Source organism: Bradyrhizobium sp. UFLA05-89, assembly GCF_059803475.1.
The window spans coordinates 28,604-50,363 of the sequence record NZ_JBANBA010000067.1 but is presented as its reverse complement, the minus strand read 5'-3'; the positions used below and the strand labels follow the sequence as shown (position 1 = coordinate 50,363).

Below are 21,760 nucleotides of genomic sequence, written 5' to 3'. Positions count from 1 at the left end.
TATTGAGCCGCAACACCAACCGAGCGTTCGCCCTTCTTCGGCAGTGAGGTGTCATCAATAACCAGCACCGCATCCCTACCGCCGACAAGTCGGTCCGCCTGGTTGAGCAGCTCTGTCTCGAGCGGCGTCGTGTCCCAGACACCGTCCGCAATGAAATGGTGCAGCTGGTCGTAGTTGCCCGTGGCAAGGCGCTCCGCCATCGGCTGAACGCTCTTGCGATCGCCAGGACCGATCAGTCCCGCAACATACAGAGGACACATCCGCTGCCGAGTCTTATGACCCAGCCGGTCCAAGAACGGCATCAGCCAGCGTTCAAGTTCGTCTTCCCATCCCGCCATGGTCAGCCCTCCAAGAGCCGACCACCCATGAATCATTGAAAAATTGATTCGGGAATCCTATAAAGCACGGCAAAATCAACGATCTGCCAAAGTAGTGCTATCAGGCCGGCGCCTTGCGGCCGATCAACCCGAACATGATCATGACGATGCTAAGGCCGCCGACGGCACCGGAGACTTCGCCGACCGTGCGCATCAGGACGACAGGATTGTTGGACCAGGGTGTCATGTCCCGCATGGACAGAAAGAACAGCGCGGCGAGAGCCAGCAGCACCACGCCGACGGCGATCAAACGCCAGTTTCGCTTCCGCATGACAGACCTTCCTCGGGGCGACGCCAGGACGGGCGTGGCCGTACGATACGCAGAGGAATAGTGTCGTCGATTTCGGTTCGGGTTCGACCAGCCCACGAAATAAAGCAGGGCTCGGCGACCCACTTCGTGTCGCTGTTAACGCGCTACGCTATTTGCCGTCGATTTCTCGCCAGAGTGTCCAGATCCAGCCGGCGAAGGTCGCGACCAGCACGGGATAGGCGTAGGTCGGCAACGGTATGGACGTTGGCTCTAGCGGCTCACCCCAGAAAATTCTCGCCGCGGTGACGATGAACAGGGCCGCGCTCACGATGCCAAGGATTCGGATTGGCATGGCGAACAGCCCGGGAATGCTGATGAGGAGAAGCGCTGTCCCCCAAAGAGCGCTGCCGGCGGCAAACGCCGGGATGCTGCCCGCAACACCTGCCGCAGGGCCTGAAAGCATGATGATGCCCTCGCCGATGGCAAAAACCAGAAAGCCGCCGGCGACAACGTCATGCCCTGCCCGAAAGTATTTTGTGGCGAGCAGTGCTGCGGCCATCACGAGTCCCGAGCCGTCGATCGCCCACAGAATCCCCTGCACGTTCTGTTGCGTGACCATGGCCCCCGCCATTCCCAGGGCGCCACCAAGTGCAAGGCCTATAGCCGCGATCACGTTGATCGAGCGATGCATCGTCTTCCCCCAGCAGGACTCTGCCGATTCCACGGGTCGCGATGATGCCATCATGCCGGTGATTTGCCCGACGTGTCAATCGAATTTCGTAAAATCGGAAGGTGTCGCGCCGGCCGTCGCCGGCTACTTTGCATGGGGTTGTTTTCGAGTTTTTGTTGTCCGGCTCCAGGCCGGCCCCCGTCTCATCCGCCTCAGCTGTCGACCTTCAGCGCGGCAATGAAAGCTTCCTGCGGGATGTCGACCTTGCCGAACTGCCGCATCTTCTTCTTGCCTTCCTTCTGCTTCTCCAGAAGTTTCCGCTTACGCGTGATGTCGCCGCCGTAGCACTTTGCGGTGACGTCCTTGCGCAGCGCGCGCACGGTCTCGCGCGCGATCACCTTGCCGCCGATCGCCGCCTGGATCGGGATCTGGAACATGTGCTGCGGGATCAGCTCCTTCATCTTCTCGACCATGGCGCGGCCGCGGCCCTCCGCACGGGTCCGGTGCACCAGCATCGAGAGCGCATCGACCGGCTCGCCGTTGACCAGGATCTGCATCTTGACGAGATCGGCCGGCTTGTAGTCGGTGAGATGATAGTCGAACGAGGCGTAGCCCTTGGAGACCGATTTCAGGCGGTCGTAGAAGTCGAACACGACCTCGTTGAGCGGCAGGTCGTACTTCACCATCGCGCGGGAGCCGACATAGGTGAGCTCTTTCTGCGAGCCGCGGCGGTCCTGGCAGAGTTTTAGCACGCTGCCGAGATATTCGTCCGGCGTGAGGATCGTGGCCTCGATCCAGGGCTCGTCGATCTCCGATATCTTGACCACGTCGGGCATGTCGACGGGGTTGTGGATCTCGATCTCGGCGCCGTCGGTCAGCTTCATCTTGTAGATGACGCTCGGCGCGGTCGCGATCAAATTGAGATCGAACTCGCGCGACAGCCGCTCCTGGATGATCTCCAGGTGCAAGAGGCCGAGGAAGCCGCAGCGGAAGCCGAAGCCCAGTGCGGCAGAGGTCTCCATCTCGAAGGAGAAGCTGGCGTCGTTCAGGCGCAGCTTACCCATCGCGGCGCGCAGCGTCTCGAAGTCGTCGGCATCGACCGGGAACAGGCCGCAGAAGACCACGGGGATCGCCGGCTTGAAGCCCGGCAGCATCTCAGCGACCGGCTTCTTGTCGTCGGTGATGGTGTCGCCGACGCGGGTGTCGGCGACTTCCTTGATCGCGGCGGTGATGAAGCCGATCTCGCCGGGGCCGAGCTCGTCGACCTGCTGCATCTTCGGCGTGAAGAAGCCGACGCGCTCGACGTCGTAGGCGGCGCCCGTGCCCATCATGCGGACGCGGCTGCCCTTCTTCATGATGCCGTCGACGACACGGATCAGCACGACGACGCCGAGATAGACGTCATACCAGCTGTCGACCAGCAGCGCCTTCAAGGTCGCGTCGCGGTCGCCCTTCGGCGGCGGCAGGCGGGTGACGATGGCCTCCAGCACATCGGGCACGCCAAGGCCGGTCTTGGCCGAGATCATCACCGCATCCGACGCATCGATGCCGATGACGTCCTCGATCTGCTGCTTGATCTTTTCCGGCTCGGCGGCCGGAAGGTCGACCTTGTTCAGGACCGGGACGATCTCGTGATTGTTGTCGAGTGCCTGGTAGACGTTGGCGAGCGTCTGCGCCTCGACGCCCTGGCTGGCGTCGACCACGAGCAGGGAACCCTCGCAGGCCGCCAGCGACCGCGAGACCTCGTAGGCGAAGTCGACGTGGCCGGGCGTGTCCATCAGGTTGAAGATGTAATCCTTGCCGTCCTTGGCGCGGTACGAGAGCCGGACGGTCTGCGCCTTGATGGTGATGCCGCGCTCGCGCTCGATATCCATGGAATCGAGCACCTGCTCCTTGCCGGCCATTTCGCGCTCGGACAGGCCGCCCGTCATCTGGATCAGGCGGTCGGCCAGGGTCGATTTGCCATGGTCGATATGGGCGACGATGGAGAAATTGCGGATGTTGGAAATGGGGGCGGTCGTCATGGGGCGCGGGATACCACTCACATCCCCGTGCGGCAACCATTCCCTTGATCTGCCGGGGGATCGCTCAGGGCTTCCCAAACCTTCAACCCATCGATTTCAGGCGGCGCCTCTGCTATTTTTGCAGCTTTCAATGGTGGAGGCGGGCCATGCGTTGGAAAATTCTTTGCATTCTCGTATTTGCCGCATCTTTTACCTCCCCGGCCTCGGCGGAGAAGCGCGTAGCCCTCGTCATCGGCAACTCCGCCTACCAGAGCGTGCCGCGGCTTGAAAATCCGAAGAACGACGCGCTGCTGGTGGCCGATACGTTGCAACGGCTCGGCTTCACGCTGGTCGGCGGCACCGCCCAGGTCGAGCTGGACAAGGCGGGGTTCGACAACGCGGTCCAGCACTTCGGCAGCCAATTGATCGGTGCCGACGTCGCCTTGTTCTATTACGCCGGGCACGGCATCCAGATTCGCGGAACGAACTATCTCGTGCCGGTTACGGCGAACCCAGCCCGCGAGACAGACGTCGATTTCCAGATGGTCGATGTTGCGCTGGTGCTTCGACAGATGGACGGAGCAGGTACCAAGCTGAACATCGTCATCCTCGATGCCTGCAGGAACAATCCATTTGGCGGTCGCGGCTTGCGTGGGTCGGACGGCGGCCTGGCGCAAATCCGCGCACCGGAGGGAACGCTGCTCTCCTATGCGACGCAGCCTGGAAACGTTGCGCTCGACGGGAGTGATGGCCACAGCCCCTATACGCGGGCGCTGGTCGAAACGATGCAGCGGCCCGGGCTCGATGTGCTGCAGACGTTCAATCAGGTGGGACTCTCAGTGAAGCGTGCGACCGGAAGCGCGCAGCAACCCTGGGTTTCCACCTCCCCGATCGATGGCTCGTTCTACTTCTCCGGCGGCCCAGCAGCCCAGGTCGCGACGGTCGATGTGCCGGCGACGGTCGTGCCGCCGCCTTCCAACCTTCCGTCTTCCGCGCCTTCCGTGACGAGGACACAATCGGACTTCCTTTTTCCGGATTCGGATACACGCCTGCTTGACGAAAGCGATCTGAGGACGTTGAGCAAGGATGATCTGCGCCTTGCGCGCAACGAAATCTTTGCGCGGCGAGGGCGCTACTTCAACTCGCCAGATCTGACGGCCAGGTTTTCAATGTTCCCCTGGTACGCGCCCCACACCTGGGACCCTCAGCTGAACGCCGTCGAGAAGGCAAACGTTGCCTTGATCGAGCGTTACGAATCCGGCGGACCGACTCAAAACGGTTTCATCTTTCCCGATTCGGACCGGCGCCTGCTCACTCCCGCCGATCTGCGCGGGCTTTCGAACGACGAGCTACGCCTTGCGCGCAACGAGATCTTTGCGCGACGGGGACGCTATTTCGAGTCGGCGGATCTGAAAGCCCGCTTCGAGCGCTTCCCGTGGTATTCGCCCAATACATGGAATCCCAAGCTCAATTCGATCGAGGAGGCCAACATCGCGCTGCTCGATCAGGCCGGCAAGCACCGATGATCGCGTCGCGGGCGGCCCGCGTCCTCATCGTTCTCCTGCTTGCACCCGCGCCTGCGAAGGCCCAAACCAGGACCGAACTGCTCGATCGGCTGGTTCGTGCCTATCCCGAAGCTCTGTCGAGCCACGACGGCAAGCACATTCTTTGGCGTGATGGCACGACCATGCCCGTGGACGATGGTGTCGACGACAAGTCTTTTGATCAGCGCCTACGCAATGCCTCCATTCTCGACCAGCTGCGTTTGCCCTATCCTGTCGGCGCTTCCGCGCCCCCTGCATTGAACGCTGATCCCGGAAGGTTCCGGAACGAGGCGTTCTTCAAGAAGATGTATGGCGATTGCCACAATGGCGAGGTCCAGCGGAATCTCGTCACCGTCGTCTGGCTGCCCCGGTCGTGGGGAAAGACGATCCGGGTGACGCGGATCAATGGCGTCGCCGATCGGCTCAGAGAGGTGTCAGCGGAGATCGAAAAGCTCGATCCCGCGCTGAAGGCTGCCGCCTTTCCCATTGCGGGCGTCCTGTCGTGCCGGCCCGTCGCCGACACCGGAAGAATGAGCATGCATGGCTATGCCGCCGCAATCGATCTGAACTTGCGATACTCCGACTATTGGTTGTGGGCGGGCCGAAGCAAGTCCGTTCCCTACAAGAACAGGATGCCGCGGGAGATCGTCGACATCTTCGAACGCCACGGATTCATCTGGGGCGGAAAATGGTATCACTACGACACCATGCATTTCGAATACCGCCCGGAACTCCTGGTTGGTGGTTCTCGATAACTTTTCCGCGCCAAAGGCGCGTTCAGCGGTTCTCATTCACGCCAAGCTGATTTCACTAAAGCGCAAAACGCGCTAGGCAACGACCCATGTCGACGACTTCGATCCTGCCCGCCGGAACGCACGCGAAGCGCGGTTTGAGCCCGAGGCGGCTCGTAGCCCGGCTGGTCGCCAGCGCCACCGATCCCAAAACCCGCCTGTGGCTGGTGATCCAGCTCGCCGTCCTCCATGCGGTGGTGTGGACCTTCATTCTGATCAATCTGAAGGCCGCGCAGGACGTTCACATGGACGTCGCCGAAGCCTATGCCTGGGGTCAGAAATTCCTGCTCGGCTACGGCAAGCACCCGCCGCTGTCGGGCTGGATCGCAGGCCTCTGGTTCATGGTCTTTCCGCCGATGGATTGGGCGACCTATGCGCTCGCGATGGTGACCGTCAGCCTCGGCATGGTGATCTGCTGGCTGATCGCGCTGCGTGTGGTCGACGCCCGGCGCGCATTCCTCGTCCTGGTGATGACCGCGCTCTACCCGATCTTCAACTTCAAGGGTTTCAAGTACAACCCGGATTTGTTGCAACTCGTCACGCTCCCGCTCCTCGTGCTCGCCTATCTCAACGCGTTCGAGAAACGGAGCTGGCAATCCGGCGTCCTGCTCGGGCTCGCCGGGGCGCTCGCGCTGATGACGAAATACTGGGTGCTGACCATGATCGGCGCCATCGGCCTTGCCGCGCTGATCCATCCGGATCGCGTCAGATTCCTGGCCTCGCCGGCGCCATGGGTTGCAATCGCAACGCTGCTCGTCGCGATGATCCCGCATGGCATCTGGCTGGCTGACGCGCATTTCGTGCCGCTGACCTATGCCGGCGACACCTACAGCCTCAGCGATCGCGCGCAGATCAACGATCTCGTGCGCGGCTACGCCCTGCATAATTTCGCACTGCTCGCACTCCCGGTGGCGCTGGCGGCACTGGCGATGGCGCTGGTGCCGCCGTGGTGGAGATTGCTGCTGCGCGCCCCCCTGGCGATCGTCAGCCGCGCCTGGGCGCGCGGCGACAATCCTGGCGTCAACGTCTCGCAGGCGCTGAATATCTGGATCATCCAGATCATCGTCGCGGTCGGCCCGCCGCTCGGCGCGCTCGCCTTCGGCATCTACATGAAGACGGACTGGGGCATCTCGCTGTTCTTCCTGGTGCCGTTGGCGCTGGTTTCGATCCCGGCGCTGCGCGTGCAGCGCGCGAGCCTGTTCAACGTTGCAGCGATCTGGCTCGTGCTGTCGCTGGCAACGCTCGCCGCTTCGCCCTGGATTGCCGCGCGCGAAATGGCCGCTAATGCCGGCAACACCGCGACCTATGGCGCGCGCTCCGAGCTCGCGCGTGAATTGACGCAGGCGTGGCGCACCCGCTTCGGCTCACGCTGGCCGATCGTCGCCGGCACCATGGAAACCATCCAGCCGATGGCATTCTACAGCCCCGATCATCCGAGCCCGTTCACGCCGCACGAAGCCTGGAGCTCCGGCCTGACCGCAGCGGAGGACGTCAAGCGCCTCGGCTTCATCGGCGTGTTCGATCCCACCGACGGCCGCGCGGACGATTTCGACAAATGGGTCAAGGAAACCGCGCCGAACGCCGAGCGGATCGTGATGACGACGCGCCGCTTCACCCATGGCAAGGCAGGCCCTGCGATGACGTGGAACGTCTACATCGCGCCGCCGGGAGGGTAACTCTTCGCCGCAAGCTGTAAGGTGGGCGAAGGTGCGAAGCGCCGTGCCCACCACTTCTGTCGAGAGTTGGAGAGTGGTGGGCACGCTTCGCATTGCCCACCCTACGCAGCTTCATTCGCTGAAGCCGCTACGTCCCTTCCTCGTTGAACTTGCTTTCAACGAGCTCGGTGATCGCGGCGAGCGCGGCCTCGGCGTCATCGCCCTTGGCTGAAACGGTGATCGTCGTGCCGGGCCCTGCGGCCAGCATCATCAACCCCATGATCGAGGTGCCGCCGACGGTCTCGCCGCCGCGCGTCACCCAGACCTGCGCGTTGAAGCGTTCCACCGCCTGCACGAACTTTGCAGACGCGCGCGCGTGCAGGCCGCGCTTGTTGATGATCAGCAGTTCTTTGGAGATCGCCCCTTCGGGCACGCCAGTTCCCGCAGGAGGACTGGCCTCACTTCCGAGTGGCGCGTCGTCGCTCATTTGCCGGCGAGCACGCGGCTGGCGATGGTGACGTATTTGCGGCCGGCCTCCTGGGCCATCGCGATCGCGTCGGGCAGCGCGCGCTCCTCGCGCACCTTGGCGAGCTTCACGAGCATTGGGAGATTGATGCCCGCCAGCACTTCGACCTTGGGTCGGCTCATGCAGGATATTGCAAGGTTGGACGGCGTGCCGCCGAACATATCGGTTAGGATCGCAACGCCGTCGCCGGAATCGACGCGATTAACCGCTTCGATAATGTCGCTTCGACAGAGATCGGAATCATCCTCGGCACCGATCGTAATCGCTTCGATTTGCTTTTGTGGGCCCATGACATGCTCAAGCGCTGCCTTGAACTCGTCGGCAAGGCGCCCGTGGGTCACAAGTACTAGACCAATCATCGGAAAACTCCTCGCGGGCGCTTTTGGTGCGCCGCACGAACGCGCCACTTTGACCATCCAGAGCCCCCGCGCAAGAGGGGATGTTGCGTATCTCCCTGAATCTAGACGGATGGATGAGGGGAGCTGCGCCGATCTATTCGGTCGCGATAGTGGGGTTCATATGGTTACCATTTCCCTTCAAACAATCGCCCGAAGGGTTAACGGAGATGAACTCTTGGTAGTGATCAAGGCCGCGACAACCAGGGGAAGGGCCTGGTGACCCACTCCGACCGGGATTCGCGGTAATTCAACACCGGAAATGTTGGTTTTCAGGGCTTCTGGCGACGGCAGGCGCTCCGCATCAGGGGCAGCGAGGTCGACCACGAGGCCGACAGTCGCATGCTCCACGAAGTCGCAGCGGCGGATGCCGAGGCCCCGGATCTCGATCAGGCCGGCCAGGACGGGGGCAGGGCGGACTACAATTTCGTTGCCGACTGTCGCCAGATGGACACGGTCGTCGCCCACCAAAACGGCCCTTTCGACCATCCCGGCGCGGCCCGCCATGATCAAATCGAAGGCAAGGCGCGATTTACCGGCGCCCGAGGGCCCCCGGATCAGCACAGCCTTATTCCCGATTCTGACCGCGGAGGCGTGGACGCTAGCGCTGTCCTCGCTCATAGCGCCGGCAGCCTCACCAGGAAGCGTGCGCCGGCAACCGTGGGCTCGCCGTCGGCGTCCGGGGTACCAACGCGATTCTCCGCCCAGATGCGTCCGCCATGGGCCTCGATGATCTGCTTGGAGATCGACAGGCCGAGGCCGGAGTTCTGGCCAAAGCCCTGATGCGGGCGATCAGTGTAGAAGCGCTCGAAGATGCGCTCCAGCGCGTCCTCGCGGATGCCGGGGCCGTCATCGTCGACCAAGATCTCGATCTCGGTTCGCACGCGGCGGCAGGTCATGCGCACCTTGTTGCCCGGCTCGGAGAAGGACTGCGCGTTCGACAAGAGGTTGGAGATGACCTGCCCAAGCCGCGAATCGTGGCCGGTTACGGATAGGCCGTCGGTCGGGCCGCGGCCTTCGAATCGGGTTTCGACCGCGACGTCGTGGCCGAGCTTGGTCTCGTTGGCGACCGAGGTGAGCGTCGTCAGCAACCGCCGCAGATCGACCGGGATAGCATCCTGCCGCTGCAGTTCGGCATCGAGCCGGCTCGCATCCGAAATATCCGAGATCAGGCGGTCGAGCCGCTTCACGTCGTGCTCGATCACTTCCAACAGGCGCGCGCGGCTGGTGTCGTTGCGCGCGAGCGGCAAGGTCTCGACCGCCGAGCGTAGCGAGGTCAGCGGGTTTTTCAGCTCGTGCGCGACGTCGGCGGCGAACATCTCGATCGCCTCGATGCGGCGATAGAGCGCATTGGTCATGTCGCGCAGCGCGCCGGAGAGATGGCCGATCTCGTCGCGGCGGCGAGTGAAGTCGGGGATCTCGATGCGGGACTTGGTGCGGCGACGGACGCGCTCGGCACTGTCGGCGAGGCGCCGGACGGGACCAGCGATCGTGCTTGCGAGCAGCAGCGACAGCATGATCATGACGGCGGCTGCGACACCGCCGACTTTCAGGATCGCCAGCCGCTCGGCCGTGACCATCTGGTCGATATCGTCGCCCTGGGTGGACAGCATCAAGGCGCCATGGATGGCACGCGAGCGCAGCACGGGCACTGCGACCGAGACGATCACCTCGCCGCGCGAATTGACCCGCACCATCGACCGCTTCTGGCCCTTCAGCGCGTCACCCACCTCGTCATAGCCATTGCCGTTTTCGGGCCCGAGCTCGCGATAGAGCGGCAGGTCGCCGCGGTTGAGCCAGGTGCGCACCGAGGTCATGCCGCGTTCGAGGATGCCGGGCTTCTCGGACGGCGGCGGCAGGTCGTATCGCAGCACGTTCTCGAGGTTGCGGCTGTCCAGCAGGAGGATGCCGTTGGGATCGTAGATCCGCGCGCGCGTCTTGGTCGGTGAGATCAGCGTGCGCAGCACCGGCGCCACGCGCTCCGGATTGATCGGGAAATCCAGCGGCGAATAGTCGTCCGACCCGCTATAGCTGTCGCCCAGCTTGAGGTCGAGCAGCCGGTCGGGGTCGATGGTGATGGCGTTGGTCTGCACCGTCGCGGAGGCCGCGATCGCCCCCGCGATGATCTCTCCCTGCACCAACAGGCTCTGCGCGCGCGCGTCGATCAGGCCGGCGCGGAACTGCGACAGGTAAAGGATGCTCGCGACCAGCGCGACGAGGCCGGCGAGATTCAGCGAGACGATGCGGCGGGTCAGGCTCGAGAAAGAGAGAGCGAAGAAGAACTGTCCGGCGCGCTTCAGCCAGTTCAGAGGCCGCCAGCCCTGCGCGACCTGCTTCTCCTCAGCCGAATAGTCCTGAACGCCCGTGGACACGACATCCTCGGCGTTCAGGCTGGAATCAGGCTGTGTCCGGTCAAGCAATGCTTACGCCCGCGTTAGGACTGGTCGTGCGATTGGTCCCGCATCTTAGCCGAGACCGACAACCCCGTCAGTCCGCAAAGTCCCCGAAAGAGGCCAGCTCGCCTCAGGCTTCCTTGAAGCGGTAGCCGACGCCGTAAAGTGTCTCGATCATCTCGAACTCGTTGTCGACCACCTTGAACTTCTTGCGCAGCCGCTTGATGTGGCTGTCGATGGTGCGATCGTCGACATAGACCTGGTCGTCATAGGCAGCATCCATCAGCGCGTTGCGGCTCTTCACCACGCCGGGCCGGGTCGCCAGCGCCTGGAGGATCAGGAATTCGGTGACCGTCAGCGTCACCGGCTCGTTCTTCCAGGTGCAGGTGTGTCGCTCGGGATCCATACGCAGAAGGCCGCGATCCAGCGCCTTGGCGTCGTTCTCCTTCGGCGCGGCGGTCGGGTCCTTCGGCGCCGAGCGACGCAATACCGCCTTGACGCGCTCGACCAGCAGCCGCTGCGAGAACGGTTTGCGTATGAAATCGTCGGCACCCATCTTGAGGCCGAACAGCTCGTCGATCTCCTCGTCCTTGGAGGTGAGGAAGATCACCGGCAGATCGGATTTCTGGCGCAGCCGCCGCAGCGTCTCCATGCCGTCCATGCGCGGCATCTTGATGTCGAGAATGGCAAGATCGGGCTGCGTGGTGCGGAAGCCGTCCAGCGCGGAGGCGCCGTCGGTGTACGTCATGATGCGATAGCCTTCGGCTTCCAGCGCAATCGAGACGGATGTGAGAATGTTGCGGTCGTCGTCGACCAAAGCGATTGTGGGCATGAGCCTCTGCTTTCCGTTGGGGTCGTGATCTAAAACGGCGAGCAATTCAGTGATGCGCCGCATACATGGGCCCCCAAACCTGGGGTTCGAACCTTGTCACCGAGCAATGCAAGCTGGGCTGAAGTGTGACCAAAGTTCCTCGAAACGCGGCGAAGCTGCCGCGGTCCGACCCGTAACCGGACCCCGTTTAACCCCGAAAAGGCCGGCCTTGCAACCCGTAAAAGCCGGAAAACCGAAGAGAATCAGATGCAACCGACCTCCGATTTCGACCCCGGAAAGCTCGCCAAATCGCTGCTGCGGCGCTCCCGGCAGGGAGCGCTGGCGACCCTGATGCCCGGTACGGGCGATCCCTATTGCTCCCTGGTCAATCTGGCAAGCCACCCCGACGGCTCGCCGATTCTGCTTATCTCGCGGCTTGCCGTGCATACCAAAAATATCCTCGCCGACGGGCGGGTCTCGTTGATGCTGGACGAGCGCGGCCCCGGCGATCCCCTGGAAGGAGCCCGAATCATGCTGTCGGGACAGGCGGAGCAGGGGACGGAAGGCGAGCTGGAGCTCCTGCGCCGGCGCTACCTGGCCGCCCATCCCTCAGCGGAAGACTTTGTTTCGTTTAAGGATTTTTCTTTCTTCCGGATCAAGCCATCCCGAACCCATCTGGTCGCGGGATTCGGCCGTATCCTCGATCTCAAGCCCGAGCGGTTCCTCACGGACCTCGCGGGCGCTGGCGAACTGCTTGAAGCCGAGGAGCGCGCGGTCGCGCACATGAATGCCGACCATCGCGACACCATGAGTCTGTACGCGACAAGGTTGCTCGGTGCAGCCGAAGCCGACTGGCGCTGCACGGGCTGTGATCCCGAGGGCCTGGACATGCAGTCGGAACAGGCCGTGCTGCGGCTCGAGTTCCCCGAGCGGGTGACGGATGGCAACGCGCTGCGCAAGATGCTGGTGGAGCTGGCGGGCGAGGCGCGGGCCAAGGGCGGTTAGCAACAGCCGGCATGAACGGCGACGCCCATCGCTGCGACCCATGGTCAAGCAATATGGCCTGGGTTGGCAACGAGAGCTTTCATGACACGACATGTACGTTTGGCGCTGGCGGCTGGCCTTGCGCTCGCGCTCGGCGCATCCTTTGCCACATCTGCCACGGCCCAGAATTTCGCCGTGCAAAGCGCCAAGATCAACGAACTGAGCCGCGCCGGCAAATATGCGGAGGCGCTGCCGCTAGCGCAGGCCATGGTGGCAAGCCTCGAGAAGAGCAACAACAGCCGCGATCTCGCCGGTGCGCTGAACAACATTGCCCAAATCCATGTCGCGCAGGGTGATGACGATCAGGCCGAGCCCCTCTACAAGCGCGCCATCGCACTTCTGGAAAAATCCCTCGGCCTCGACACGGTGGAGATCGCGCCCGAGCTGAACAACCTCGCCGCGCTCTATCAGCGCCAGCAACGCTTCGCCGACGCCGAGCCGCTGTTCAAGCGCGCGCTCGCGATCCGCGAAAAGACGCTGCCGCGCGAACATCCCGATGTCGGTCAGTCCCTCAACAATCTCGCCACGCTCTATGTGAAACAGGAGCGCTATGCAGACGCCGAACCGCTGTTTCAGCGCGCGCTCGCCATCTACCAGAAGGCAGGCGGCCCGGAGCATCCCGCAGTGGCGACGCTCCTGAACAATATCGGCCAGCTCGATCGCGACCTCAACCGCGATGCGGATGCAGAGGCGCCGATCAAACGCTCGCTTGCGATCCGCGAAAAGGTGCTGGGCGCCGACCATCCCGATGTTGCGCGCTCGCTGAACAATCTTGCCGGGCTCTACGAGCACGAGCAGCGTTTCGCCGATGCCGAGCCGCTCTATCGCCGCGCGCTCTCGATCCGCGAGCGTGCGCTCGGACCCGATCATCCCGATGTCGCGACCTCGACCAGCAATCTCGCTTTTTTCCTGCAAGCGTCGGGTAAGACCGCCGAGGCGCTGCCGCTCGCGGAGAAGGCGCTTGCCAATAGCGGCGCGCAGCTCCGCGTCGTACTGCCGGTCCTGTTTGTCGCGCGGCAGCAGCAATTGCTGACTGACGACAAGGCGCTGGACGACGCGCTTGCCGCTATCCAGCGCGGCACGCAATCCTCCGCCGCGTCGGCCGTGAACAAGCTCGCGGTGCGGCTTGCCGCCGGCAGCGATCGGCTTGCCGAGCTGGCGCGGCGGGACCAGGATCTCGCCTCGGAGGCAGATGCACTCGACAGGGCGATCATCGCCGCAGTGTCGAAGCAGCCCGGGCAGCGCGATGCGGCCGGCGAGCAGCGCAATCGGCAGCGTCTTGCGGCGATCGCAAGCGAGCGCGCGAGCTTGCAGAAGACGCTTGCCGTCGAATTCCCGGACTATGCCTCGCTCTCCAATCCGCTGCCACTGGCGGTAAAACAGATCCAGGCGCTCTTGTCGGCCGATGAAGCGATGGTGCTCTATGCCGCCGTCGACAAAGAGAGCTATGTCATCGCGATCACGCGCGAAGGCGTCGACTGGAAACGGATTGCGCTCGGCGCTGACGCGCTTGCGCAAAAGGTCTCGGCGTTCCGCAAGGGGCTCGACGTCGGCAAGGCTGGCGATTCTTCAGGTAAATCGGGGCTGTTCGATCTGGCGCTTGCCAACGAGCTCTATATGACGCTGCTCGGGCCCGTCGAGACGCTTACAAAGGACAAGCGCAGCCTGCTCGTGGTCCCCTCCGGTGCGCTGACGGCACTGCCGTTTCATCTGCTGGTCACCGACAAGCCGCAAGCGGCCATTCCGGACACGCTCGAGGGTTATCGCCGCGCTGCGTGGTTGTTGCGGCGCCAGGCCGTCTCGGTTTTGCCCTCGGTGGTCAGCCTGAAGTCGCTGCGCGCCTTTGCGCGCAGGGATCAGAGCGTCAAGCCGATGACCGGCTTTGGCGATCCACTGTTCAATCCGGCGCAGGAGGCGCCTGCTGACCGGCGCGCGACAAAGGCTGCGGCGCGCAGCATCGCGACGCTTGCCTATACCGAATTCTGGCGCGGCGCCGGCGTCGATCGCGTGCGGCTCGCCCAGGCGCTGCCGCAACTGCCCGATACGGCCGACGAGCTCAGTGCCGTGGCAAAGGACGTCGGTGCTGCCGAAGCCGATGTCCATCTCGGCCGCGACGCCAGCGAGACGACACTGAAGCGGGCAGCGCTTGCCCAATACAGCATCATCTATTTCGCCACCCATGGTCTCGTCGCCGGAGACGTCAAGGGATTGGGCGAGCCTTCGCTCGCGCTCTCGATGCCGGATCAGCCGACCGACTTCGACGACGGCCTGCTCACCGCAAGCGAAGTCGCGCAGCTCAAGCTCAATGCGGACTGGGTCGTGCTATCGGCGTGCAACACCATCGCCGGCGACAGGCCTGGCGCGGAGGCGTTGTCGGGACTGGCACGCGCGTTCTTCTATGCTGGCGCGCGTGCGCTTCTGGTCTCGCATTGGGCAGTCGATTCCGAAGCTGCCACCCGGCTGACCACATCGACTTTCGATTTGCTCAAAAACGAACCAGGACTCGGCCGAGCCGAAGCATTGCGGCGCGCAATGTTAACCTATCTCGATGACGCCTCCTCGCCGCGCAATGCCTATCCTGCGATCTGGGCGCCCTTCGCGCTGATCGGAGAAGGTGCGGTACGATAGAACAGCGCTGGAAAAGCAGCGAGGATTGTGCGTTGCAAAATCCCTGACGGCGCTGATTTGCCCATTTGGTTGCGCGACCATCGATCGTTTTCTACGCGCACGCGTTAGAACAGGCATGCGCGACTTTTGGCCCGGCCCTTGAATAAACCAAATCCTACGGGATCAGCTTGGCAACGCCAGCGTTCATCAGTATTAGGTCGTTCAGCCGAGGCCGGACGGCCTATTATTCACGGTGGCCGCGATGGATGGCGCTCAAAGATGATCGCGCCAATAATGCGGGTTCTAGGAGGATTTTTCGTGCAAGAGACGGGCGTGCGCAACGGTGCCTTTGGCGCCGACAAATTCGGCTTAAAGAATCTCAAGCGGGTTCATTGGAATCTCGGCGCACCACAACTTTATCAGTACTCGCTCTCCGCCGGAGAAGCGGTGCTCTCCGCAGACGGCGCGCTCTGCGCGGATACCGGTGAGTTCACCGGCCGCAGCCCGAAGGACAAGTTCACGGTTCGCGACGCCACCACCGACAAGAAGATGTGGTGGGCCGGCAATCAGTCGATCACCTCGGAGCAGTTCGAGACGCTCTATCAGGATTTCCTCAAGCACGCCGAAGGCAAGAGCCTGTTCGCGCAGGACCTCTATGGCGGCGCCGATCCGGCCTACCGGATCAAGACGCGTGTCTTCACCGAGCTCGCCTGGCACTCGCTGTTCATCCGCACGCTCCTGATCCGCCCCGAGGCGATCGAGCTGTCGACCTTCGTGCCCGAGCTCACCATCATCGACATGCCGAGCTTCCGCGCCGATCCGAAACGTCACGGCTGCAAGTCGGAGAACGTCGTCGCGATCGACTTCGCCCGCAAGATCGTGCTGATCGGCGGCTCCTATTATGCCGGCGAGATGAAGAAGTCGGTCTTCACCACGCTGAACTATTACCTGCCCGAGCGTGGCGTGATGCCGATGCATTGCTCGGCCAATGTCGGATCGAAGGGTGACACCGCGATCTTCTTCGGCCTGTCCGGCACCGGCAAGACCACGCTGTCGGCCGATCCGAACCGCACGCTGATCGGCGACGACGAGCATGGCTGGGGCCCGAACGGCGTGTTCAATTTCGAAGGCGGCTGCTACGCCAAGTGCATCAAGCTGTCGAAGGATGCCGAGCCGGAGATCTACGCCGCCTCGACGCGCTTCGGCGCGGTGCTCGAGAACTGCGTGCTCAACGAAGACACCCGCGTCGTCGATTTCGACGACGGCTCCAAGACCGAGAACACGCGCTCGGCCTATCCGCTGGATTTCATCCCCAACGCCTCGCGCACCGGACGTGCGCCGCAGCCGAAGAACGTGGTGATGCTCGCCGCCGACGCCTTCGGCGTGCTGCCGCCGATCGCAAAGCTCTCGCCGGCACAGGCGATGTACCACTTCCTGTCCGGTTACACGGCGAAGGTTGCGGGCACCGAGCGCGGCCTCGGCAACGAGCCGCAGCCGGAATTCTCCACCTGCTTCGGCTCGCCCTTCCTGCCGCTCGATCCAAGCGTCTACGGCAACATGCTGCGCGACCTGATCGCCCAGCACAATGTCGACTGCTGGCTGGTCAACACCGGGTGGACCGGTGGCAAGTACGGTGTCGGCTCGCGCATGCCGATCAAGGTGACGCGCGCGCTGCTCACCGCCGCGCTCGACGGATCGCTTCGCAACGTCGAATTCCGCACCGACAAATATTTCGGCTTCGCGGTCCCGACCGCGTTGCCGGGCGTGCCAGCTGAGATCCTCAACCCGGTCAACACCTGGAAGGACAAGGACGAGTTCGACAAGACTGCTCGCGCGCTGGTCGGCATGTTCCAGAAGAACTTTGCCAAGTTCGAAGCCCAGGTCGACGCCGAAGTCCGCGCCGCCGCGCCGGATGTGAAGCTGGCGGCGGAGTAACGCTTCGTTACGTGGAAATGAAAAAGGGCGGCCGAGAGGCCGCCCTTTTTGTTTGCGTCTGTTGGCACACCGCTGTAGCCGCCGGCCACGCGCTCGGTGTCGTCCCGGCGAAGGCCGGGACCCATACCCCCAGGGAGAAGTTGTGGCGCGAGCTGACAACTCCGAATCTTTCGCCAAACTACTCCCTGGGGGTATGGGTCCCGGATCTGCGCTCGCTCCGCTCGCTTGTCCGGGACGACGAGTGTACTCACGCCTTGAAATACGCGATCTGCGTCGTGGTCGCGAGCAGGCGGCCGTTGGGCGACCACAGCTCGCCGGTCTGATCGCCGTAGCTTTTGTGGAAGATCTTGGCATCGGCGGTGGCGAGCACGCGCGTGATGTCCTCGGCGGCGAGCGCCTCGCTGTCAGTGTGAAAATAGGTCGTCAGCGACACCGTGCCGAACGGCACCAGCTCGCGCCGCGCGTGGAAGATGCGGCCGAAGAAAGCATCCGACATTGCCATCAGCGACGGCATGTCGAGCTTGCGCGGTGTGCGATCGCTGATCCACACCTTCGAATAGGTGCTGGCTAGTTCTTCCTTCCCGGCGCCGATCCGCATCTCTCCCTCGACGAAGCGGAATTCGTACTGGTTGGCCCAGGACGCCTTGATCTTGGGAAAGGGCAGCGTCGCTTCAAAAGGCGGCGCGTCGGGAAACTGTGCCACCTGATGGGACCAGGAGGGGCGGCGATCGGCAAACACGGCGGTGGCAAGCGTTGCGACCTCGCCGCCGTCCTGTGACAGCTCGACGCACCAATGCTGGCTGGAGCGATTGGCCTTCACCAGCCGCACGTCGAGATCGAACACGCCCTTGGCGATCGGCGCGCAGTAGTTCACGGTCATCGACAGCGGGTCGCCGGCGGCCTGCGGATGGTCGATCAGTGCGCGCAAAATCGTCGCAGCCGTAGCGCCGCCGAATGGGCCGACGAAGGCCCAGTAGTCGTCGCTGGTCTGACCCTGCCAGCAACTGTCACCGGCGGTGATGCGCGTCGCTTCGTCGAAGAGGTGCGGGAGTTTGGCGTGCATGAACTAGACCTCGATACCGACCCGGTCGTCATTGCGAGGAGCGAAGCGACGAAGCAATCCAGACTCCCGCTGCGCAAAGATTCTGGATTGCTTCGCTCGCAATGACGATCGTTGAGGCGAGGGTGACCATCACTGACGCCCCTCCCTTGGAGATGATGACGGTCATATCATCATTGCAGAGGAATTATGCAATGACCTCACAGGTAACGCAGATTTCGCCGAGCGGAAAATCAGCTCAGCCTGTCGCGCCGCGCTGGTCCTCTGCTTCCTGAAATGGCGGCGTGACCGGATTCACCGGCACGTTCCAGATCTCTTCGGCATATTCGCGGATGGTGCGGTCGGAGGAGAACCAGGCCATGCGCGCGACGTTGAGGATGGAGGCCCGTGTCCAGGCCGGCGCCACCTGCCAGCGCGCGTCGATGCTACGCTGCGCCTCGTAATAGGAATCGAAGTCGGCACTGACCATGTAATGGTCGAGATAGCGCAGCGCATGCGCGATGGATTCGAAGCGGCCGGGATCGCCGGGCGAGAACTCGCCGCTGCCGATCGAATTGATGGCGCGCCAGAGCTGCGGGGATCTGCGGATCACGTCGGCCGCATCCAGGCCCTGCTTGCGCCGGATCATCACGTCGCCAGCCTCCATGCCGAAGATCGCGATGTTCTCCGCGCCGACATGGTCGCGGATCTCGATATTGGCGCCGTCGAGCGTGCCGATGGTGATGGCGCCGTTCAGCGCCAGCTTCATGTTTCCGGTGCCGGAGGCTTCCATGCCGGCGGTCGAGATCTGCTCGGAGAGATCGGCCGCGGGAATGATCACCTCGGCGAGGCTGACGTTATAGTCGGGCAGGAAGGCGACCTTGAGCTTGCCGCCGATCGCGGGATCGTTGTTGACGACCTCGGCGACGTCGTTGATCAGCTTGATGATCAGCTTCGCGTAGCGGTAGCTCGCCGCCGCCTTGCCGGCAAAAATCTTCACCCGCGGCACCCAGTTGCCGTTGGGATTGTCCTTGATCGCCTGGTACAGCGCGACCGTCTCGATGATGTTGAGAAGCTGGCGCTTGTATTCGTGGATACGCTTGATCTGCACGTCGAACAGCGCGCCCGGGTCGACCTTGATGCCGAGTCGCTCGCCGATCACGCGCGCGAGCGCCGTCTTGTTGTGATGCTTGACCGCGCGGAATTTCTGCTGGAACGCGACATCGCTGGCGCGCGCTTCCAGCAGCATCAGTTGCGTGGGATCGTCGAGCACGGCCTCGCCGCAGGCCTCGCGCAAGAGGTCGGTGAGCTTCGGGTTCGCCAGCATCAGCCAGCGGCGGAAGGTGATGCCGTTGGTCTTGTTGGTGATGCGGCCAGGATAGAGATGGTTGAGATCGTGGAACACGGTCTCGCGCATCAGGTCCGAATGCATCGCCGAGACGCCATTGATGCGGTGCGAGCCGACGAAGGCGAGCTGGCCCATGCGCACGCGGCGGCCGCTCTTCTCGTCGATCAGCGAGACCGAGGCGCGGAAATCGATGTCGCCGGGGCAGCGCGCTTCGGCCAGCGCGAGGTGCTGAACGTTGATGCGGTAGATGATCTCGAGATGCCGCGGCAACAGCCGCTCGAACAGCTCGACCGGCCAGGTTTCCAGCGCTTCTGGCAGCAGCGTGTGGTTGGTGTAGGAGAGCGTGGCGACGGTGATCTTCCACGCCTCGTCCCAGCGGAAATTGTGCAGGTCGATCAGGATCCGCATCAATTCGGTCACGGCAAGGGACGGATGCGTGTCGTTGAGCTGCACCGCGACCTTCATGGACAGGCTGCGCAGCTGTCCGTCGGAGGAGAGATGTCGCTTGACAAGATCCTGGAGCGAGGCCGAGACGAAGAAGTATTCCTGCCGCAGGCGCAGCTCGCGGCCGGCCGGGCTCTCATCATTCGGATAGAGGAACTTGCAGATCGCTTCCGCGCGCGCCTGCTCGGACGAGGCGCTGACATAGTCGCCCGAATTGAACACGTCGAGCTTCAGCGGATCGGGCGAGCGCGCCGACCACAGCCGCAGCGCGTTGACGTGCTGGCCGCGCCAGCCGACGATCGGAGTGTCATAGGCGATTGCCTGCACGGTCTCGGCCGGATGCCAGATCGAGCGGTCACGGCCCTTGTCGTCGACATGCTCGACGCCGCCGCCGAAATGGACGTGATAGATGACTTCCGGCCGCTGCAATTCCCAGGGATTGCCAAAGCTCAGCCATTCGTCCGGATATTCCTGCTGCCAGCCCTGATTGATGATCTGGCGGAACAGGCCGTAATCATACCGGATGCCGTAGCCGATCGCGGGGATCGACAGCGTCGCCATGCTCTCCATGAAGCAGGCGGCGAGCCGCCCCAGGCCGCCGTTGCCGAGCGCGGCATCCGGCTCGCATTTGCGCAGCTCAGGGAGCGAGACGCCGAGATCGCCGAGTGCGACCTCGAAGATGTTGAGCAGTCCCATGTTGTTCAGCGCGTCGGTGAAGAGACGGCCGATCAGGAATTCGAGCGAGAGATAGTAGACGCGCTTGCGTCCGGCATCGTAGCTGCGCTTCTCCGCGCTGAGCCAGCGATGCACGATACGGTCGCGTAGCGCGAGAGCTGCGGCCTGGTACCAGTCGTGCCTGGTCGCCATGCCCGCGTCCTTGCCGATGGCAAGGCGCAGCTTTGCCAGGATCGCACCCTTGATCTCCGCCAGTGCCAGCTCGTCGATGGGCTGGCCGGCTGCGGGAAAATTCGGCTGGGACGATTGCTCTTGCAAAACAGTCACTTCCTGGTCTCGGGACACTGAACAAAGCTTACGCGCCAAATCGTGCGCGGCAAACCTTACGCGGCTCGCCGCGGAAGCGGAACCATTGTCGGCGCGACCGTGCACTGCGCTGGCGTAAATTTATGCAAGGAATGGGCCGCTTTGGGAACCCGGTCGCGCACGGAGAGAGGGGGATTTTCGTGCTAGATTGGTGAAGGATTCAGCCCTTGGTGTGGAGGGAGAGTACGTCCATGAGACTGCTGATCGAAATCGCCACCGCCGCTCTGCTCGTGATCTGCATCACCGCCTCCAGCGCCGCCTTTGCCGCCGGCCAGATCCGCCGCAGCGCTGACGGCGTGAGTTGCGCATTCTCCCTGCCCCAAAACGCCACACCCGCCGCGCGCTGCGCCGCCATCAAGCGCCAATGCGGCGGCAAGTTCTACGCGAATTATTGCGGCGACAGGATGCTGTCGGCGGCGAATTGAGGGCGGAGGTAGGAGCCAAGGCTCGCTCCCCATCGTCGTCCTGGCGAAAGCCAGGACCCATTACCCCGGCTGTCAGATGAGGCCCGACCGGTCATTCCAATCGGGATTTTCTTGTTCGATTAGCTTGATCTTCCAATCACGTTTCCAGAACTTCAGTTGCTTCTCGCGCGCGATAGCGTCCTGCGGCGTCGCGAATGCTTCGAGGTGGACGAGGCGGAAGATTTTGTATTTCTGCACGAACTTCGACCCGCGACCGGAGCGGTGCAGCTCAAGCCTCGTACGGATGTCGTTGGTGACGCCGATGTACAGCGTTCCGTGATGGCGGCTGGCCAGGATGTAGACGTAGTAGCTGCCTGCGCTCATGGTGGGGCAATCTCGCAAGAGCAACGCTGACCGGGGTAATGGGTCCTGGCTTTCGCCAGGACGACGCTTTTCAGCCAGCCAAATGTTCAACAGAACAAA

The 21,760-nt window shown here is 63.2% G+C and carries 19 protein-coding genes; 7 read left to right on the top strand and 12 right to left on the bottom strand.

The features are described from left to right. From SO139_RS28860 to lepA, 4 genes are all read right to left on the bottom strand, one after another. Window positions 1-374, bottom strand: a 374-nt coding sequence (locus SO139_RS28860; protein WP_498541043.1) for a transposase, incomplete at its 3' end; no start/stop codon positions are given. Between the two features lie 64 nt (window positions 375-438). Further along, complete coding sequence (locus SO139_RS28855) at window positions 439-648, bottom strand: hypothetical protein (protein ID WP_498541042.1); 210 nt, start codon at window positions 646-648, stop codon at window positions 439-441. Window positions 649-796: 148 nt separating this feature from the next. Then, window positions 797-1,318: a hypothetical protein gene (locus SO139_RS28850; protein ID WP_449378258.1), complete on the bottom strand. Its 522-nt coding sequence runs from the start codon at window positions 1,316-1,318 to the stop codon at window positions 797-799. Window positions 1,319-1,509: 191 nt separating this feature from the next. Beyond that, window positions 1,510-3,321 (bottom strand): translation elongation factor 4, encoded by a 1,812-nt coding sequence (lepA, locus tag SO139_RS28845; protein ID WP_474800703.1) that lies wholly within the window; start codon window positions 3,319-3,321, stop codon window positions 1,510-1,512. 146 nt (window positions 3,322-3,467) lie between these two features. Between lepA and SO139_RS28840 the strand changes: the two genes are divergently transcribed. From SO139_RS28840 to SO139_RS28830, 3 genes are all read left to right on the top strand, one after another. Further along, entirely contained in the window at window positions 3,468-4,826 is a 1,359-nt protein-coding gene (locus SO139_RS28840) for a YARHG domain-containing protein (RefSeq protein WP_449378257.1), read from the top strand. Then, on the top strand, window positions 4,823-5,599 hold the full coding sequence (locus SO139_RS28835; RefSeq protein ID WP_449378256.1) for a M15 family metallopeptidase: 777 nt from the start codon (window positions 4,823-4,825) through the stop codon (window positions 5,597-5,599). The genes SO139_RS28840 and SO139_RS28835 overlap by 4 nt, the downstream gene beginning before the upstream one ends. An 86-nt stretch (window positions 5,600-5,685) precedes the next feature. Then, the gene (locus tag SO139_RS28830; RefSeq protein WP_449378255.1) at window positions 5,686-7,311 is read left to right on the top strand and encodes a glycosyltransferase family 39 protein; all 1,626 of its coding nucleotides are present in this window, start codon (window positions 5,686-5,688) and stop codon (window positions 7,309-7,311) included. A 127-nt stretch (window positions 7,312-7,438) separates the two neighbouring features. On the opposite strand, the gene SO139_RS28825 is transcribed toward SO139_RS28830, so the two are convergent. From SO139_RS28825 to SO139_RS28805, 5 genes are all read right to left on the bottom strand, one after another. Continuing rightward, window positions 7,439-7,777, bottom strand: a complete 339-nt coding sequence (locus tag SO139_RS28825; protein ID WP_449378254.1) for an HPr family phosphocarrier protein — start codon at window positions 7,775-7,777, stop codon at window positions 7,439-7,441. Further along, window positions 7,774-8,175, bottom strand: coding sequence for a PTS sugar transporter subunit IIA (locus SO139_RS28820; RefSeq protein WP_011090868.1), 402 nt, complete (start codon window positions 8,173-8,175; stop codon window positions 7,774-7,776). The genes SO139_RS28825 and SO139_RS28820 overlap by 4 nt, the downstream gene beginning before the upstream one ends. A gap of 177 nt (window positions 8,176-8,352) precedes the next feature. Then, window positions 8,353-8,832 carry an HPr kinase/phosphorylase gene (locus tag SO139_RS28815; protein WP_498541041.1) on the bottom strand — a complete coding sequence of 160 codons (480 nt, stop codon included), beginning with the start codon at window positions 8,830-8,832 and terminating at the stop codon, window positions 8,353-8,355. After that, entirely contained in the window at window positions 8,829-10,631 is a 1,803-nt protein-coding gene (locus SO139_RS28810; protein WP_449378252.1) for a sensor histidine kinase, read from the bottom strand. Before SO139_RS28810 ends, SO139_RS28815 begins: the two co-directional genes overlap by 4 nt. Window positions 10,632-10,734: 103 nt before the next feature. Next, window positions 10,735-11,436 carry a response regulator transcription factor gene (locus SO139_RS28805; protein WP_027520846.1) on the bottom strand — a complete coding sequence of 234 codons (702 nt, stop codon included), beginning with the start codon at window positions 11,434-11,436 and terminating at the stop codon, window positions 10,735-10,737. A 246-nt stretch (window positions 11,437-11,682) separates the two neighbouring features. Here SO139_RS28805 and SO139_RS28800 point away from each other — a divergent pair, with 246 nt between their 5' ends. The 3 genes from SO139_RS28800 to SO139_RS28790 all read left to right on the top strand — a co-directional run bounded on the left by SO139_RS28800 (window position 11,683) and on the right by SO139_RS28790 (window position 17,001). After that, window positions 11,683-12,420 (top strand): HugZ family pyridoxamine 5'-phosphate oxidase, encoded by a 738-nt coding sequence (locus SO139_RS28800; RefSeq protein WP_449378251.1) that lies wholly within the window; start codon window positions 11,683-11,685, stop codon window positions 12,418-12,420. Window positions 12,421-12,501: 81 nt separating this feature from the next. After that, the gene (locus SO139_RS28795) at window positions 12,502-15,087 is read left to right on the top strand and encodes a CHAT domain-containing tetratricopeptide repeat protein (RefSeq protein WP_498541040.1); all 2,586 of its coding nucleotides are present in this window, start codon (window positions 12,502-12,504) and stop codon (window positions 15,085-15,087) included. Window positions 15,088-15,384: 297 nt separating this feature from the next. Next, window positions 15,385-17,001, top strand: a complete 1,617-nt coding sequence (locus SO139_RS28790) for a phosphoenolpyruvate carboxykinase (RefSeq protein ID WP_449378249.1) — start codon at window positions 15,385-15,387, stop codon at window positions 16,999-17,001. A gap of 247 nt (window positions 17,002-17,248) precedes the next feature. On the opposite strand, the gene SO139_RS28785 is transcribed toward SO139_RS28790, so the two are convergent. Together SO139_RS28785 and SO139_RS28780 are read right to left on the bottom strand one after the other, a co-directional pair. Then, entirely contained in the window at window positions 17,249-18,064 is an 816-nt protein-coding gene (locus SO139_RS28785; protein ID WP_449378248.1) for an acyl-CoA thioesterase, read from the bottom strand. 235 nt (window positions 18,065-18,299) lie between these two features. Beyond that, the gene (locus SO139_RS28780) at window positions 18,300-20,825 is read right to left on the bottom strand and encodes a glycogen/starch/alpha-glucan phosphorylase (RefSeq protein WP_449378269.1); all 2,526 of its coding nucleotides are present in this window, start codon (window positions 20,823-20,825) and stop codon (window positions 18,300-18,302) included. Between the two features lie 239 nt (window positions 20,826-21,064). Between SO139_RS28780 and SO139_RS28775 the strand changes: the two genes are divergently transcribed. Continuing rightward, window positions 21,065-21,298 (top strand): hypothetical protein, encoded by a 234-nt coding sequence (locus SO139_RS28775; protein WP_449378247.1) that lies wholly within the window; start codon window positions 21,065-21,067, stop codon window positions 21,296-21,298. Between the two features lie 72 nt (window positions 21,299-21,370). On the opposite strand, the gene SO139_RS28770 is transcribed toward SO139_RS28775, so the two are convergent. Beyond that, window positions 21,371-21,661, bottom strand: a complete 291-nt coding sequence (locus tag SO139_RS28770; protein ID WP_449378246.1) for a GIY-YIG nuclease family protein — start codon at window positions 21,659-21,661, stop codon at window positions 21,371-21,373. Window positions 21,662-21,760: the final 99 nt, after the last annotated feature.